This is a genomic window from Tepidibacter formicigenes DSM 15518 (assembly GCF_900142235.1).
Lineage (GTDB): Bacteria > Bacillota > Clostridia > Peptostreptococcales > Peptostreptococcaceae > Tepidibacter > Tepidibacter formicigenes.
This window is the reverse complement of sequence record NZ_FRAE01000023.1, coordinates 1-17,083: the sequence shown is the minus strand read 5'-3', so window position 1 is coordinate 17,083 and position 17,083 is coordinate 1. Positions and strand designations below refer to the sequence as shown.

The following is a 17,083-nucleotide window of genomic DNA, read 5'->3' as shown; positions in this document are numbered from 1 at the left end:
CTCTTTTTTAGCAAAATCCTCTTTTGCTGGAAATAATAAAATCTACAAACATTTTCTCATATTTTGTAAATGTATAATTTTTTCTATAAGCTACAAAGTAATCAAAAGGAATTGTTAGATTATCTACTGTAACGGGTTGAATACAGTGTTTTTTCAGTTCTTGCTGGATGATTAACTTTGGTAAAAAAGAAAATCCTTTTCCTGAAAGAATAGAAGATTTAATTGCTTCAGGGGAATTAAGATCGTAAATTACATTTAAATCTTCTATTCTAATTCCTTTTTCTTGTAATGCTTTTTCAATAGAATATCGTGTTCCTGAATTTTTTTCTCGTAAAATCAAAGGAATTTCTTTTAGTTCTTTTATAGAAATTTGTTTTGGAGAATCATAACAATTTCCTACCAAAAGCAATTCATCAGAAACTATGGTTTGAGTAAGGATATCATTTGCTTTTGGATCATATTGAATGATTCCAATATTAATAGTATGTTTACGAAGTTTTTCAATAACTTTAGTAGAGTTATTTACTTCCATATGAATATCTACTTCTTTGTGAAGCTGTTTAAATGTATAAATACTACACGGAAGTGCATACTCACCTACGCTTTTACAAGAACCAATCATTAGCTGTGGTTGATCTTGCTGAAGATTTTTTAAATCCCTTTCGATATTTCCTTGAATAGATAGAAGGGTATTAGCGTAGTCGAATACAACTTTTCCTTCTTCTGTTAATTCAACACCTTTATTGCTTCTATTCAGAAGGTTTACTCCCAGTTCCTTTTCCAGATTTTGAAGCTGCATACTAAGCCCCGGCTGGGTAAGGTGAAGACTTTTTGCTGCTTTTGATATGCTATTACATTTTACTGTTATATAAAATGATTTGAGATATTGAAGATTCATATCATCACATCCTCAAAATTATAGAAATAGTCAAATATGTATTTATTTTACCACTATATTGAACAAAAATAAATATATTTTATACGTTACAATATACCATTATCATACAAATATGGTTGTTATTACAATAAAAATAGAGTTTAGGCATTTTAACAAAATATAAGAAAGTGTTATAGTATATAATACATGTTTATTATAAAAATTTAAATAGGTATATTATAATTAATATTGAGAGAAAATTAACAAAATACAATTCAAAGAATATAATTAATAACTGAAGTATAGTTATAAATAATTAAAGAATGGAGTATGATTTATGAATCAAAATATTAAGTTGAAAAGAAATTTAAGTCCTTTAAACATAGTTGCGTTAGCATTGGGAGCAATTATTGGATCAGGATGTTTTTTATTACCCGGTGATGTGTTTTTAGAAACAGCAGGGCCTTTAGGAACAACTATAGGATTATTTATTGGTACGATTATGTTGTGTATTATTGCTTATAATTATGGATATATGATAAACAAATATCCAGTATCTGGAGGTGAATATGCTTTTTCATTTAAAGCTTTTGAAAGAAACCATGCTTTTATTTGTGGATGGTTTTTAGCCCTTTGCTATATTAGTATTGTACCTTTTAATGCAACTGCTTTAGGTATTATTAGCAAACAGGCTTTTTCAGGAGCTTTTGAAATAGGATATTTATATTCAGTAGAAGGTTCTGAGGTATTTGCTGGTGAAGTTTTACTTGGATTAGTAGCTGTAATTTTTTTTGCATATACAAATATAAAAGGTGTAAAAATGACAGGTAATTTACAGATGATTATTACAGGTGCTTTAGTAGGCTCAGTTATATTACTTTTAATAGCTACATTATTGAATAATCAAATTACATATAATAATCTTAAACCTGTATTTCCTACAAATATAAATCCAATAAAAGGAGTATTGTCTATTGTAGCAATTACACCATTTTTATTTGTAGGATTTGATTCTATTCCACAAGTTGCAGAAGAATATGATTTTTCTCCTAAACTTGTTTTTAAATTAATGTTAGCAACAATTTTCTTTGGTTTTTTTATTTATATTTCAGTTAATACTATTACAGCAATTATATTTCCATGGCAAGAGTTTATTAATAACAATCCAGATTGGGCAACTGGACAGGCTGTTCAATATTTATTAGGCAAATTTGGGATGATATTACTATTTACATCATTATTTGCTGCAATAATAGCAGGAATAAATGGGTTTTATCTTGCTGCTAGTAGACTTTTATATTCTATGGGTAAATCAAGTGCATTGCCTTATTGGTTTGGTAAGTTACATCCTAAATACAATACTCCAGTAAATGCCATAATTTTTGTTGGAGTTTGCTCTATGATTGCTCCTTGGTTTGGGCGTAAAGTTTTAGGGTGGATAGTAGATATGTCTTCTTTTGGAGCAGTTATAGGTTTTTTGCATACATCTATGGCATCTTATAAGATAGGAAAAGATAATAATGACTTTGAAAAAAATAAACGACTTAAAATAACTTCAATATTAGGATGTATTTTTTCATTAGGATTTCTTGGACTGCTATTGATTCCAGGTTTACCTTCATCTTTATCAAAGCAAGTATTAATCATTTTAAGCTTATGGGTTATTTTGGGCATTGTATTCTACTTAACAATATGTAAAGAATACAGAAGTCTTTCTCATAAGGAACTTGAAAATAAAATTTTCAATAAAGCAATATAGGAAGATAGTATATTTTTATCTCTAGGTTAATTATATAATTTTTAATCGGTTCAAATAACTAAATTAGCAATTATTTTGACCAAGGTATATCGTTTACATAAAGGGAATTTTGTAGATGGTTTAACAAAATATAAAAAACTCTTATAGTGTATAACATATGCTTATTATGAAAATAGAATAAGGCATATTATAATTAAATTGAGAGGAAATTAACAAAGAGTAATTTAAAGATATAAATAATTTCAAACTAAAATACTTGGAGGGATATAAATGAGTAGAAAAATATTAATAGTTGGTGGAGTTGCTGGTGGAGCATCTGCAGCAGCTAGATTAAGAAGACATAGTGAAGATGATAAAATAATAATGTTTGAAAAAGGACCTCATGTATCATTCTCAAATTGTTGTTTACCATATCATTTAAGTGGTGTAGTAGAAGAAGCTGATAGTTTAGTTCTTATGAGTCCAGAAAAGTTTTTAAAACAATACAAAATAGAGGCTAGAGTAAACAATGAAGTATTATCTATTGATAGAAAAAATAAAGAAATAATAGTTAAAGATTTATTAACTAACGAAGAGTATAAGGAATCGTATGATAAGCTAATATTATCTCCAGGAGCAAGACCAATAGTTCCACCGATTTCAGGAATCGAAAATGTAAATGTATTCTCAATTAGAAATGTTGTAGATATTGATAAGTTAAACAAGTTTGTAAAATCAATAGAAACTAAAAATGTAGCAGTAATTGGAGGAGGCTTTATTGGAGTTGAAGCTGCTGAAAATTTAAAGGAAGCAGGATACAATGTAACTTTAATTGAAGCTATGCCTCAAATTATGAGACCATTTGATTATGATATGGTTCAAATTCTACATAAAGAGCTTCATGATCATGGAGTAAATTTAATAGTAGGAGATAAAGTTAGTTCTTTTGAGAAAAATACAGTTGTTTTAGAATCAGGAAAGAAAATAAATGCTGAATTAGTAGTTATGGCAATTGGAGTAGTTCCAGAAACAGAACTAGCTGTAAAAGCAGGATTAGAGTTAGGTGAAACAGGAGCAATAAAAGTAGATCAAAACTATAGAACTAATGATAAAGATATATATGCTGTAGGAGATGCTATTGAAGTATATCATGCGTTAACTAATTCAATGACGAAATTACCTTTAGCAGGACCTGCTCAAAAGCAAGCAAGAGGAGTAGCAGATCATATAAATGGAATGCAAATAATGAATACAGGATTTATTGGTTCATCTGTAATTAAGGTATTTAATTATAACGGAGCGTCTACAGGTTTAAATGAAGGTTTAATAAAAGCTCTTAATATGAATATTAAATATGATGTAGTTAAAATAATTCCTGGAGATAAAGTAGGATTAATGCCTGGATGTGAATCAGTGCACTTTAAATTAATTTATGAAATACCAACAGGAAGAGTGCTAGGAGCTCAAGCAATTGGTAAAGGAAATGTAGATAAAAGAGTAGATGTAATTGCTACAGCTATTAAATTTGGTGCAACTGTAAATGATTTAAGAGATTTAGAGTTATGCTATGCTCCACCATTTGGAACTGCTAAAGATGTAGTTAATTTTGCAGGATATGTAGCTTCTAATTTATTACATGGTTCATTTAAACAAGTACATTCAGCTGATGTAAGAGGTTTAGTAGAAAGTGGTGCTTGTATAATAGATGTAAGAGAAAAAGATGAATATGAGCAAAGTCATATAATAGGAGCTATAAATTTACCTCTTAGTGAAATTAGAGAAAGGTTAGATGAAATACCTACTGATAAGCCAATTTATTTACACTGTAGAAGTGGTCAAAGAAGTTACAATGCAGTATTAGCACTACAAAACTTAGGTTTTGAAAATGTTTATAATATATCAGGTGGATTCATGGGCTTATCTTTCTATGAATACTTTAATGATCAAACAACTGATAGAAAAATGATTGTTACAGATTATAACTTTGAATAAGATTAGGGGGAATTTGTTCCCCCTTAGATTAATAAAACAGGAGCTATTAAAGTAGACAAAAATTACAGAAGAATAGAAAAATTTAGCATTATAAAAACATTATGGAGGTAGTATTTGTGAAAAAAAATGTTGAATATATTATTGGACTTATATTACTTATTGCGATTTTAGCATTAGGAAAATTAGGGCTTAGCAGTCCGATGTTATTCTTTAGACTAATTGTAGGATTAGGGCTAGGATATGCGCTTACAAGATCTTATTTTGGATTTGCAGGTAGTGTGAATAGAGCGTACAGAACGGGTTCTACAAAATTAATGAGAGCATTAATGGTTATGTTTGTTGGAACAGCAATAGTAAACACTTGCTTTTTTATAGGTCAAGATCCAACTCAATATGATTTATGGGTTAATCCTATTAACTTAGGACTTGTACTAGGGGGTATATTATTTGGATTTGGTATGGCATTTTCTAGTTGTTGTGCATCAGGAGTTCTTACAGATGTAGTAACAGGTCTACCACGTGCTGGTATAACACTTATATTCTTTGGAATGGGGGTATATTTAGGATTCCCACTTCAAAGTTCTGCTCCTTGGATTACTGATACAATTGTATCAACTGAAACATTCTCAAATGGGGTATTTTTACCAGATTTATTTAAAGGTGACGGATTAGGTGGATATTTAGGTGCAAGTATTTTAACTATTGTTTTTGCAATGATAGTAGTTTGGATTTGTAAAGTATATGAAGATAAAAGAAAAGCACAAAATACGTACACAGGAGTAGATACAGAATTTGCTCAAGAGAAAATTTATGAAGACAAAGAATCTTTTAAATTATTTAGCAATAATACTTATGAAAAATTATTTGTAAGACCATGGACACTTGGTATGGGTGCAGTTGTAATTGGAAGCATATCTATACTTTTAATGGGTGTAACTAAGGCAGGATGGGGAGCATCTACGCCTTATGGATTCTGGTTTGGTAAATTACTTATATTATTTGGAGTTTCTCCTGAAAGTGTAGCAGCTTTCTCACACAAACCAGTAGAAATATTTACAATGCCATTTTTCAAACATCCAATCAATGTACAAAACATTGGTATTATATTAGGAACAGTTATTGCATTACTTTTAGCTGGAAACCTTACAAAAACATTCAAAGAAGGACTATCTATTAGCTTAAAAGAAATATTAATATATGCTATAGGTGGTATTACAATGGGACTTGGAACAAGATTTTCAAATGGTTGTAATGTAGGAGCACTTTATACACCAATTGCTAACTTCTCATTATCTGGCTGGATATTCCTTGTATTTTTAGTTGCAGGAGGAATAATAGGTAATATAGTTTATAAAAAGTTAATGGCAAAGGATAGTTGTAAAATACAATCAAGTGAAACAAATTAGTTTATAAAAGCTAAGGTTGATATTAATGTTATAGAGAGTATAGAAAGACCTGTAGAAATTGTTTTACAGGTCTTTTATTTTTTCATATTTAAGAAAAATTTAAGAAGAAGTTAAGTTTTACTTAAGGGTTATAGATTATATTAAAAATATAATAATTTAAACTTTGGAGGACCCTTATGAAAACCCAAGAAAGAAAAAGAGGAATAGGATTAACTATGTATCTTATATTAGTTATGATAGGTAATATACTTTTGATATTTTCAAGTAAAATATTTGAAAAACAAATTTCAAATGGAGCACTAAAAAATATAGCTGCTATTTTTTATATAGTAATAGGAGTGCTTGGAATTATATTTGTTATAGCTATATGGAATTTCAAGACATGGGGAGTATGTGGATTTGTAATTTCCATAGGTATAGCCACATTATTTGAATTATTAAACAATTTTTCAATAAATGTTTTAACAAAAGGAATGATAAGCATGATTATAACATTAATAATAACTATTCCTGTATGGGCATTAGAATATGAAGAATAGAGCTTAAAAGCCCTATTCTTGCTTTAGTGGAATGGAAATTATAAACCTACATCCTTTTTCATGATAATCATCTAAAGATATAGTTCCTCCATGTTTTTCTATTATTGCTTTAGTTATAGCAAGGCCAAGCCCTGTTCCTCCAGTTTTTGAATTTCTAGAAATATCACCTCTAACAAATGGTTCAAATATATCTTTTAGAGAATTACTATTTATACCTACTCCATTATCTTCTATTGTTATTAAGGAAGTATCATATAGTCTTCTAATTTTTAATTTTAATGTTGAATTTTTTCCACTATATTTAATGCTATTTATTATAATATTACTTAATGCTCTTTCTAGATACTTAGGGTTTATTTTACATATTATTTCTTCTTCAGGAATATCAAATTCATAAGACATTTCATTTTCTTCAAATTCTAAAATATAATTTACAAGTATTCTTCTTATAAATTCACATAAATCATAGTCTTTAAGCTCTATTTTATTGTCATCACTTTCTATTTTAGATAAAGCAAATAAATCTTGTATTAAATTATTTGCTCGTTTGCTATTTGAAATTATTATATCTAAATATTTGTTCCTTATATCATCTTCTAAATTTTTACTTTGATGAAGAGTTTCAGAATATCCAATAATATTTGTAAGAGGTGTTTTTAAATCATGAGATATATCAAGAATTAATCTTTTTCTATTTTGTTCTGATTTTTCTCTAAGATTTATTTCTTTTTGAATTTTTTGAGCCATTTGATTTATTGCATCTCTTAGATGACCAAATTCATTTTTTGATTTAAAATTTATTTTTATATCATAATCTCCGTTACTTATTTTATTAACACCTCTTACTAGTTTTCTTATAGGACGAACTATACTATTAGATGTTATTTTAGCATAAAGCAATATTACAATAAAAAGACTAACTATAAAAAAACTCAATGTAAAGGCAAAGAAATTTTTAAGTGGGAACTTATTTTCATTTGGAATTGAAACTAATAAAATATTGCTAGTATCATTTGAATAATAAAAATTAAAGTCAGAAGAATATTTTTTTGATTTTTCATTTGTATAATCAAATTCTTTCATATTATAGCTATCTATTAGAAGTTTATTGAAGTCTTTTTGAAGATAAGTATAACCTATCTCATGATTACTGTTATATTGAGAAATCACTTTTAAATTTTCATCTACTAATTCTACATATGAATCAGAAGATATATTTTCTATTTTACATGCTCTTTTTATTCCATACTTATGTATATTTTTATATAATCTAGCCATATTTATATCATCTTGAGGAAGTGGATAATTTTTTTCTATATAAAAAATGCTAGCAATAAAGCTTAGAATAAGAATAATTATTAATAATATAAATAAAATTAAATAGTTTATAAAAAACTGAGTAGAAATATTAAATTTAAGTTTACCCATGGCATCTTTCCATCCTATATCCTATTCCTCTAATTGTTTTTAGGTATTTTGGTTTTTTTGGATCATCTTCTATTTTTTCCCTTATATGACTTATATGAACCATTATAGTATTATCATCACCACAGTAGATATCTTCCCAAACAAGCTCGTACAATTGTTTTTTTGTGTAAACCATACCTATATTTTCCATAAAAACAGAAATAATTTTAAATTCTTTTGGATTTAAATCTAAAATTTCATCATTCTTTTTAAGAACATAATTATTTAAATCAAGAGTTAAATTTCCATTAGTCATTACTCTTTTTAATTCCTTTGAAGAATAATTTATATAGCGCCTAAGGTGAGCTTGAACTCTTGAAACTATCTCCATAATACTAAATGGCTTTACAACATAATCATCAGCACCAAGCCCTAGACCTAGGACTTTATCACATTCTTCAGACCTTGCAGTTAAAAATATTACTGGGATTTGACTGGTTTTTCTAATTTTTGTTAATACCTTAAATCCATCAATTTTAGGCATCATAACATCAAGAAGAAGTAGGTCAATATCTTCCTTGTAGAAAATTTCCAGGGCTTCAATTCCATTAGATGCTTCAAAAACATTATAACCTTCTTTAGATAAATGAAGGACTAGAAGATTTCTTATATCCTCTTCATCTTCTGCAATTAAAATATTTATATTCATAATAATTCTCCTTCCAAAAACAACTATTAATACATAATTATAATACATATTTAAGATAAATTTAAGAATTAGTTAAGGATATTTTAAGTAAATATATGTAAAATAAAAGAAAATACTAAATATTATTGGTAGAATTTGCTTTGAAGATTATATAAATATAATTTTTTTCATGTGGAACTATAATAATAAAACATATTAAAAAATTAGATAATAAAATCATTTAATTGGAACATTTTTGAATACAATTAAGTCTAATTTAATAAGAAGGTATTTTATATAATAACAGCTTTGGGGGTAAACAATGAGAAAAGGAATAATATTTATGATTATATCATGCTTAACTTTATTGTCTACAGGATGTATAAAAGAAGAAGCCGTAAATACATATAAAGATAAAACAAGTAAAAAAGTTATATCTATACCTCAAAAAAGAGAAAATAGAATAGTAAATAATTTTCAAAGGCTAATAGAAAAAAATGTAAGTGAAAAAGAAATAATAGAATTTGTAAATAAAAATATTAATAATGTATCTAAAATAAATGCATCTGATTTTGTTTTAGGTATAGAAAAAATTCAAAATAATAATATTAAAAACTGTATTTATGATTTTTTTGAAGGCGATATTCAAGAAAAATTAATAGCTCAATTCAGATACGATTTTACTATAGATAATATGGAAGATATTGAAGATGAATACGTAAAAAATTTTATAAAAAAAGTAAGAGGTAAGGGATATAAAGTTGTAATGAAAGAAGGTGCTTATTACCCTATAATAGATTATGAGATTTATAAACAATATAGTAAGTATGTAACTGATGATATTAAAGATTATATATATTTAATGGCTAAAGAGTGTAATGAAATTTCAGTATCAAATAAAAGAATTAATATATCATGGGATGAACTATATAAAAGAGCTGTAGAAAGTGAAAAAATTATGAATAAGCACTCAAACTCTCAAAAAATTAATGAAATAAAAGCTTTATATCTTTATTATGTAGAAATTTATATAAATGGAACATATAATAGTCCAACTTTTAATTATATAGATAAAAAATTAAGAAATGAAGTTAAAAAGAGTTACTTAGGCTTAGATTATGAAGAAAGTGAATTAGGAAAAATCATAAAGGATTATTTAAAAGTATTAGATAAAAATAATTATAAATTAACTAATGAAGTCAAGAAATATAAATCTTTTATATTAGAAAATTTAAAAGAAAAAATATAAGAAGGTCCTCCTTTAAATTTTCTTAAAGGAAGGCTTTTTTTAATTAAATATAAAAATATAAATAAAAAAGAAGTTTTGTCGAAGGGAAAACAAAGTTTTTATAGAAATAATACATATATATACATACAAAAATGAGAAAAATACAAGAATATAATTATTAGTTAGGAATAAATATACATAAAGAAGAATTTATTATTCAAAAATAGTAAGAAGATAAAGTATAATAGTAAGTATAATTGTTAAAAAAATAATAATTTAGATAATAAGGGGTATTTATAAAAGGGGGCTATGAAATGGTTAATTTAACTATAGACGGAAAAAAAATTTCTGTGCATGAAAAGTCTACTATACTGGATGCTTGTAAAAAGCTTAATATAAACATTCCAACTCTTTGCCATCATCCAGAATTGAAAGTAGATGGAAATTGTAATATATGCTGTGTAAAAGTAGAGGGAAAAGATGATTTTGTTCAATCATGTTCAACTTTAGTTGAAGAAAATATGATAGTAAAAACTAATACTGACGAAATAAATAATAAAAGAAAATCTATACTTAAAGACATTTTATCTAATCATCCAAATGACTGTTTAACTTGTGAAAAAGCATCAGGAGATTGCGAGCTTCAAAATTTATGCTATATTATGGATGTAAATAGAGATGAAGTTCCCTTTGATGGAAAAATAAGAATGGATTTAATAGATGATTCAGGGGATTCAATTGTAAGAGATATGAATAAATGTATATTATGCGGAAGATGTATATCAGTATGTAGAGATATTCAAGGGATAGGAATATATGAATTTAATAATGAAAGGGATTTAGTTAATACAGTAGATAATAAACCTTTAAAAGAAACAGAATGTATAAACTGTGGACAATGTATAAAAGTATGCCCAGTTGGAGCTTTATATGAAAAAACACAAATACAAGAGGCTTTAAAAGCTTTACTAGATAATGATAAGCATGTTGTTGTTCAAATGGCTCCTGCTGTTAAAAATACATTAGGAGAAGAATTTGGACTAAAACCTGGAACTGATGTTACAGGAAAAGTAGTAGCATCTCTTAGAAAGCTTGGAGCTAATAAGGTATTTAATACAGACTTTTCAGCAGATGTTACTATCATGGAAGAAGGAACTGAATTTATAAATCGACTTAAAGAAGGTAAAAATTTACCTTTACTTACTTCTTGTTCACCAGGTTGGATAAAGTTTGTTGAACATAATTATCCGCAGCTTCTAAATAATGTATCTTCTTGTAAATCACCTCAACAAATGTTTGGAGCACTTTCTAAATCTTATTATGCTAAAAAATCAGGAATAGATCCTAAAGATATAGTAAGTATTTCTATAATGCCTTGTACTGCTAAAAAATTTGAAGCAAATAGACCTGAAATGCAAATAAATGGGATAAAAGATGTGGACATAGTGCTTACTACAAGAGAGCTTGCTAAAATGATTAAACTAAAAAATATTCCTTTTTTAGATATTGAAGATGAGGATTTTGATAAATTTTTAGGAAAAGGAACAGGTGCCGCTAGAATATTTGCAACATCTGGTGGAGTTATGGAGGCTGCTTTAAGAACAGTATCATATGTTTTAACTAATGGAGAAATGAATGATATAGACTATAAAGTAGTTAGAGGATTAGAGGGGATTAAAGAAGCTGAGGTTGAAATAAATGGAACAAATGTAAAGGTTGCTGTAGTAAATGGGGCATTAAATGCAAAAAAACTATTAGATAAGGTAGTAAAAGGTGAAGCTAATTATCACTTTATAGAAGTAATGGGATGTCCAGGAGGGTGTCTTGCTGGAGGAGGAGCTCCAATTCCAGATAATATAGAAATTAAGGAATTGAGAAAAGAAGGATTATATAATTCTGATAAAAATAATGAAATTAGAAGATCTTTTGAAAACCCAGAAGTAAAAGAGCTATATGATAAGTATTTAGGTGAGCCAGGAGGGCATCTAGCTCATAAGCTTCTACATACTCATTATCTAGATAGGAGTAAAAAAACTGATAAAGCCATGGCTTAGTAATAAAAAAGAAGGAGAAATCCTTCTTTTTTAGTTGTAAAATAGGTTAAAATAGAAAATTTAAGAAAACTTTAAGATTCAATTAAGTATAAATTAAGAGTTATGAATTATATTGAAAACATAGCTATAATAATATAAAATTTTAAAGTGGCTATTATGTATAATATAGTGTATTATAATTGAATTTAGAATGGAGATGTATTACATGAATAGTTTTACTTTAACTAAATTAAAAAAATTTTTTATTAGGAATTTTAGTTTTCTAATAGCAATATTATTAATATATCATATTGTATTAGCATTACCGCAAAGACTTAAGATTTTATACTCTCAGTCAATTTTAATTCATAAGAATTTATGTATTTTAATAGGATTTATTCTAGTTTTTTTATGTAATACGTGTTATAAAAAAAAGCCTTTTATAGAGCAAACTGTAACAAGTAAAGATAGAACTAAAGTAAGAGAATATTTAAAAAAATATGGATATAATTCAATATCATATTTAGCTTTAGAAAAAGACAAAAAATACTTTTTTTCTAAAAATGTAGATGGTGCAGTTGCTTATGTTGTAAGTTCAGGGGTTGTCGTTTGTGCAGGAGATCCAATATGTGATGAAAAGGATGCTTTTCAGCTTTTGTCTGAGTTCATTTCCTATTGCAAAGAAAATGAACTTCGCATTTGCTTTTGTCAAATAAGTGAAAAATTTATGAATGAATTTAATAAGCTGGGGTTTGGATTTATTAAATATGGAGAAGAAGCTATGTTTGATTTACAAACATATACTACATCCGGAAAAAAAGCTGCAAAAATAAGACAGGCAATTAACAATGCTAATAGATTAGGAATTGAAGTGTTTGAGTATAAACCTTTAGAAAATAAAGATGTTAATATAGAAAGAGAAATACTAGAAGTTTCAAATGAATGGCTTTCTTTTAAAAAAAGTGGAGAGCTATCATTTATGTTAGGAAGTATTAGTCTAGATAATCCTATGGATAGAAGATATTTCATAGCAGTTGATTCAAATAAAAAAATACTAGGATTTGTTGTTTTTGTACCATTTTTAGGGGGAAAAGGATATTATGCAGATGTTACTAGAAGAAGAAAAGATGCTCCAATAGGAGTAATGGAAAAAATTGTGATTAATGCTTTTAATGAAATGAAAAATGAAGGAGTTAGGTGGGGGAGCTTAGGAGTTGCACCTCTTGCTAATGTAAGAGGAAATAAACAAAAAATGCAAATAATTTCATTAGTACTAGAATTTATTTATAAAAATGTTAATCATTTTTATGGATTTAAGAGTCTTCATCAATATAAAAAAAAGTATGGACCAACAATGTGGGAATCTAGGTTTTTAGCATACTATCCTAGAATTTTTACTCCTAAAATAGCCTATTCTATAATAAAAGTAAAAAATCCTAGTGGATTAAAGGGCTTTTTAATAAGTCAAATAAGATTAATATATAATAAAAGTTAATATTCGTTTATCATGAAACTAAAAATGAAACAAATCCCCCAAATATAGGGGATTTGTTTCTTATTTTAAAAATTTCATTTGATCTTTTCTATGTTCTTGTTTTTCAACTGCTTTTTCTACATCTTCTTGATTCATGTGATCTTGATTATGTTCTAAATAACCTTGAGTGTAATGATAATTTTTTTCTAAATTTTTAAGTTCATTATCATTTGAATGTTTTCCATAGGCTATTATATTTTTTAAATTTTCCATTCGATCTTCTCTGTCTTCTTGTATTTTTTTAGCATGTTCGATTTGTTCAGGAGAAGCAATGTCAGAATGCTGTTCAAGATGACGCTCTGTTCTTGTATGCTTTTCAACTACATCTATAAGTTCATCTATTCTACGAGCATTTTCTGCACCTAAATTTTCACTTTTATTTGTATTTACATTATGATCTTTTTCTATTTGTTTCATTATAAAACCTCCTTTATTTAATGTAATATTATTTTTTCATATTTGAGAATTATAATACTTCATAAACTCTTCCAACTAAAAATTGCATATTAAATATAAATTTGCAAAAAAATATTAATCACATCAGAATATATTTCCTTTTTTCCTTTTTATTGATTTACAACATTTACTTCTTGAATACATACAGCTTAAGAGTATATTATTTAATTGAAACAAAAAATAAAGGGGGGATAGGTTTGAAGTTGAAAAGTAAAATTATGGATAAATTAATAAGAATTAACATATGTATTTTTGTATCTTTATTTTTACTAAGTAATCAATCTGTTGTACAAGCTCAAAAAATAAATACATCATATATATATTTTAGTGATAAGAGTAAGTATGTGCAACTTGTAGATGATACAAATGATTCAGTAGACATAGTTTATCCAAGCTATTTTGATATAAATGAAGACGGAAGCTTAAAGCTTACAAAAAAAATAGATATTGACTTTATAAATGAGATGCATAAAAAAAACATAAAAGTAGTTCCTTTTTTAAGTAATCACTGGGATAGAGAGCTTGGAAGAACTGCTCTTAATAATAAAGAAAATTTAGTAAAGGAAATTGTACAGGCAGTTAAAAAATATAATTTAGATGGTGTTAATGTAGATATAGAAAATGTAACAGATGTAGATAAAGACGACTATACAGAATTTGTAAAACTTTTAAGGAAAAGTATTCCTTTAGATAAAGAACTTTCTGTGGCAGTTGCTGCTAATCCAAATGGATGGATTAAAGGATGGCAGGCATCTTATGATTATAAAAATTTGGCAAAATATAGTGATTATTTATTTATAATGGCTTATGATGAAAGTTATATGGGAGGGCCTAAAGGTCCTGTTGCGAGCATTTCATTTGTAGAGGAATCTATAAGATATGCTTTAAAATATGTTGATTCTAAAAAAATTGTATTAGGACTTCCTTTTTATGGACGCTATTGGAAGGTAGGAGAAGAAATAGGAGGTTACGGAGCAAGTCTTGAAAAGATAGATAGTATTATTAAAAGATATCCTTCTAATATTGTATTTGATGATATAAGTAAATCTCCTATGGCTACAGTCTATAAACCAGATGGAATTTATATATATTGGTATGAAAATGAACAATCTATTATAGAAAAATTAAAGTTAGTTGAAAAGTATAACTTAAAAGGTAGTGGAAGTTGGAGCTTAGGTCAAGAAAAAGAAGATTTTTGGGATTATTATAGTTTATGGTTAGATGGTTATTACTTTTTAGATATTTATGATAATTGGGCGTTAGACTCTATATTATCTATGATTGAAAATGGTTGGATGAAAGGTACTTCTGATATGTATTTCTCTCCAAATAGTGAATTAACAAGAGCTCAGGCTGCTGTAATATTAGTTCGTATTTTAGGTCTTGAGAATGAAAATATAACATCATACTCATTTGAAGATGTTTCATATAATCATTGGGCTTCTAAAGAAATTGAAATTGCTAGAAAACACAACATAATAAATGGAAAAGGAAATAATATGTTTTATCCAGAGGATTCTCTTACAAGAGAGGAAATGGCTGCTATGCTTTATAGAATAATAAAAAATGAAAAGATTGATTATAATGAAATAGATTCATTTAAAGATATTTCTTCTGATGATTGGTCATATGAATATATATTAGCTATGAATAAACAGGGAATTTTTAAAGGATATGATGATGGTAATTTTTATCCTAAAAGAGAAGTGAATAGAGCTCAGATGGCTACCTTAATGGATAGAATTTCAGAATATAATATAGATATAATAAACTAAAAGAGTCCTATGTTGTAACAACATAGGACTCTTTTAACTAAACATACATACTAATAAATTTTTTTAGAGTCTTTATAATCATAAACATCCATTAAAGCTTCTCCAAATCTTTGATAGTGAACAACTTCTCTTTCACGTAAAAATCTAAGAGCATCCTTTATATCTGGATTATCTGTTAAATTAATAAGGTGTTCATATGTTGCTCTAGCCTTTTGTTCAGCTGCTAAGTCGTTATGAAGGTCTGTAATGGGATCTCCAAGAATACCTATATATGCTGCAGTCCATGGCACTCCATTTGCATCTGAAGGGAATACTGCATTATCATGTTGAGTATATTGAGATCCAAGACCTGCTGATTTTAATTCTTCTGGAGTTGCACCTTTTAATAACTGATAAACCATGGCTGAAATCATTTCTGCATGAGCAAGTTCTTCTGTACCTATGTCTGTAAGAAGAGCTTTTGCTTTACTTGTTGGCATTGTATATCTTTGATTTAGATATGTCATAGCAGCACTTAATTCTCCATCTGGTCCTCCTAATTGAGTTATGATATATTTTGCCATTCTTATATCTTTACATTTAATATTAACTGGATATTCTAATTTTTTTTCATAAATCCACATAATTTATCCTCCTTATTTATTACTTACCTTCCCATGGCCATGGCTCATTTAACCATGCAAATGGATATTGAGTTAAAGAAAATCCAAAATTAGTAAGTGGTCCATAATTAATTTCATAAATTTTTCTAAGTTTCATAGCTTCATTTGCAAGGGTATTATAGTCTCTTAAAGCTTTTTCATCATTTGGATGAGTATCTAGATATAAATTAAAATCAATACAAGCAAACTCAACTTCTTGTATTTTTCTTAGTAATTCTTCGCGATCCATATTTTCCATTATTATTTCCCCCTATCTTTTTTGCTTTTATTTTTATAAGGTTTATATAGTTCAGGAAAAATAGTTCCTTTTTTAAAGCCTTCATTTAGCGGAAAAATACAAATATATCTTTGATTTAATATATAGGGTCTTGCTAATTTCATATCTACTACCTCCTTTATTTTCCCTTAATTAGCTCGTTGCAGAACTCTACAACTCGCATAAATACTACATTTAAATTTATAGAAATGGCTAAGTTTCCCCCATTTTGGGTATATATACATTAACTAGATGTGTATAACTCAAAATGAAAAAAGGAGGAAAAACTTATGCCAGTTCAAGCTAAACAATTAAACTTTTCTAATATTTCTTCTGATTTTGAAAAGTTTTTTAATCAAAATCAATACAATTTACTTTCTATGTTAAATCATTTTTTTGATATTAGTGATTTCATCCCACTTTCTTTTTATCAAAAATATTATTCTAATTTTGGACGTAAAAGAAATTTTTCTCTTGAATCTATGATTAATG

The 17,083-nt window shown here is 27.2% G+C and carries 15 protein-coding genes and 1 pseudogene; 9 read left to right on the top strand and 7 right to left on the bottom strand.

Annotated elements, in window-relative coordinates; genetic code table 11:
• Nucleotides 1-7: 7 nt before the first annotated feature.
• A complete protein-coding gene (locus BUA77_RS06160; RefSeq protein WP_072888330.1) occupies nucleotides 8-898 on the bottom strand; it encodes a LysR family transcriptional regulator in 891 nt (296 codons plus the stop codon).
• Between the two features lie 316 nt (nucleotides 899-1,214).
• On the opposite strand from BUA77_RS06160, the gene BUA77_RS06155 reads away from it, so the two are divergent.
• From BUA77_RS06155 to BUA77_RS06140, 4 genes are all read left to right on the top strand, one after another.
• Complete coding sequence (locus BUA77_RS06155; RefSeq protein WP_072888329.1) at nucleotides 1,215-2,636, top strand: APC family permease; 1,422 nt, start codon at nucleotides 1,215-1,217, stop codon at nucleotides 2,634-2,636.
• A 270-nt stretch (nucleotides 2,637-2,906) separates the two neighbouring features.
• On the top strand, nucleotides 2,907-4,607 hold the full coding sequence (locus BUA77_RS06150) for an FAD-dependent oxidoreductase (protein ID WP_072888328.1): 1,701 nt from the start codon (nucleotides 2,907-2,909) through the stop codon (nucleotides 4,605-4,607).
• Between the two features lie 116 nt (nucleotides 4,608-4,723).
• Nucleotides 4,724-6,013: a YeeE/YedE family protein gene (locus BUA77_RS06145; protein WP_072888327.1), complete on the top strand. Its 1,290-nt coding sequence runs from the start codon at nucleotides 4,724-4,726 to the stop codon at nucleotides 6,011-6,013.
• Between the two features lie 176 nt (nucleotides 6,014-6,189).
• Complete coding sequence (locus BUA77_RS06140; protein WP_072888326.1) at nucleotides 6,190-6,552, top strand: hypothetical protein; 363 nt, start codon at nucleotides 6,190-6,192, stop codon at nucleotides 6,550-6,552.
• 12 nt (nucleotides 6,553-6,564) lie between these two features.
• Here BUA77_RS06140 and BUA77_RS06135 read toward each other — a convergent pair whose 3' ends face one another.
• Together BUA77_RS06135 and BUA77_RS06130 are read right to left on the bottom strand one after the other, a co-directional pair.
• Nucleotides 6,565-7,980, bottom strand: a complete 1,416-nt coding sequence (locus BUA77_RS06135; RefSeq protein ID WP_072888325.1) for a sensor histidine kinase — start codon at nucleotides 7,978-7,980, stop codon at nucleotides 6,565-6,567.
• Nucleotides 7,973-8,668: a response regulator transcription factor gene (locus tag BUA77_RS06130; protein WP_072888324.1), complete on the bottom strand. Its 696-nt coding sequence runs from the start codon at nucleotides 8,666-8,668 to the stop codon at nucleotides 7,973-7,975. The genes BUA77_RS06135 and BUA77_RS06130 overlap by 8 nt, the downstream gene beginning before the upstream one ends.
• Before the next feature lie 301 nt (nucleotides 8,669-8,969).
• Between BUA77_RS06130 and BUA77_RS06125 the strand changes: the two genes are divergently transcribed.
• The 3 genes from BUA77_RS06125 (at nucleotide 8,970) to BUA77_RS06115 (ending at nucleotide 13,403) form a co-directional block, all read left to right on the top strand.
• The gene (locus tag BUA77_RS06125; RefSeq protein WP_072888323.1) at nucleotides 8,970-9,896 is read left to right on the top strand and encodes a hypothetical protein; all 927 of its coding nucleotides are present in this window, start codon (nucleotides 8,970-8,972) and stop codon (nucleotides 9,894-9,896) included.
• A 293-nt stretch (nucleotides 9,897-10,189) separates the two neighbouring features.
• On the top strand, nucleotides 10,190-11,929 hold the full coding sequence (locus BUA77_RS06120) for an NADH-dependent [FeFe] hydrogenase, group A6 (protein WP_072888322.1): 1,740 nt from the start codon (nucleotides 10,190-10,192) through the stop codon (nucleotides 11,927-11,929).
• A 205-nt stretch (nucleotides 11,930-12,134) separates the two neighbouring features.
• The gene (locus BUA77_RS06115; RefSeq protein ID WP_084605558.1) at nucleotides 12,135-13,403 is read left to right on the top strand and encodes a bifunctional lysylphosphatidylglycerol flippase/synthetase MprF; all 1,269 of its coding nucleotides are present in this window, start codon (nucleotides 12,135-12,137) and stop codon (nucleotides 13,401-13,403) included.
• A 60-nt stretch (nucleotides 13,404-13,463) separates the two neighbouring features.
• On the opposite strand, the gene BUA77_RS06110 is transcribed toward BUA77_RS06115, so the two are convergent.
• The gene (locus BUA77_RS06110) at nucleotides 13,464-13,859 is read right to left on the bottom strand and encodes a hypothetical protein (protein WP_072888320.1); all 396 of its coding nucleotides are present in this window, start codon (nucleotides 13,857-13,859) and stop codon (nucleotides 13,464-13,466) included.
• A 236-nt stretch (nucleotides 13,860-14,095) separates the two neighbouring features.
• Between BUA77_RS06110 and BUA77_RS06105 the strand changes: the two genes are divergently transcribed.
• Nucleotides 14,096-15,673, top strand: coding sequence for an S-layer homology domain-containing protein (locus BUA77_RS06105; protein WP_143151309.1), 1,578 nt, complete (start codon nucleotides 14,096-14,098; stop codon nucleotides 15,671-15,673).
• Between the two features lie 50 nt (nucleotides 15,674-15,723).
• Here BUA77_RS06105 and BUA77_RS06100 read toward each other — a convergent pair whose 3' ends face one another.
• The 3 genes from BUA77_RS06100 to BUA77_RS06090 are packed head-to-tail and all read right to left on the bottom strand — an operon-like array spanning nucleotide 15,724 to nucleotide 16,716.
• Nucleotides 15,724-16,296 carry a manganese catalase family protein gene (locus BUA77_RS06100; RefSeq protein ID WP_072888318.1) on the bottom strand — a complete coding sequence of 191 codons (573 nt, stop codon included), beginning with the start codon at nucleotides 16,294-16,296 and terminating at the stop codon, nucleotides 15,724-15,726.
• 19 nt (nucleotides 16,297-16,315) lie between these two features.
• Nucleotides 16,316-16,573 (bottom strand): spore coat protein CotJB, encoded by a 258-nt coding sequence (locus BUA77_RS06095; RefSeq protein ID WP_200773933.1) that lies wholly within the window; start codon nucleotides 16,571-16,573, stop codon nucleotides 16,316-16,318.
• Between the two features lie 2 nt (nucleotides 16,574-16,575).
• On the bottom strand, nucleotides 16,576-16,716 hold the full coding sequence (locus tag BUA77_RS06090) for a spore coat associated protein CotJA (protein WP_084605556.1): 141 nt from the start codon (nucleotides 16,714-16,716) through the stop codon (nucleotides 16,576-16,578).
• 165 nt (nucleotides 16,717-16,881) lie between these two features.
• Here BUA77_RS06090 and BUA77_RS06085 point away from each other — a divergent pair.
• Nucleotides 16,882-17,083 (top strand): annotated as a pseudogene (locus tag BUA77_RS06085) (ISNCY family transposase); the annotation flags it as partial.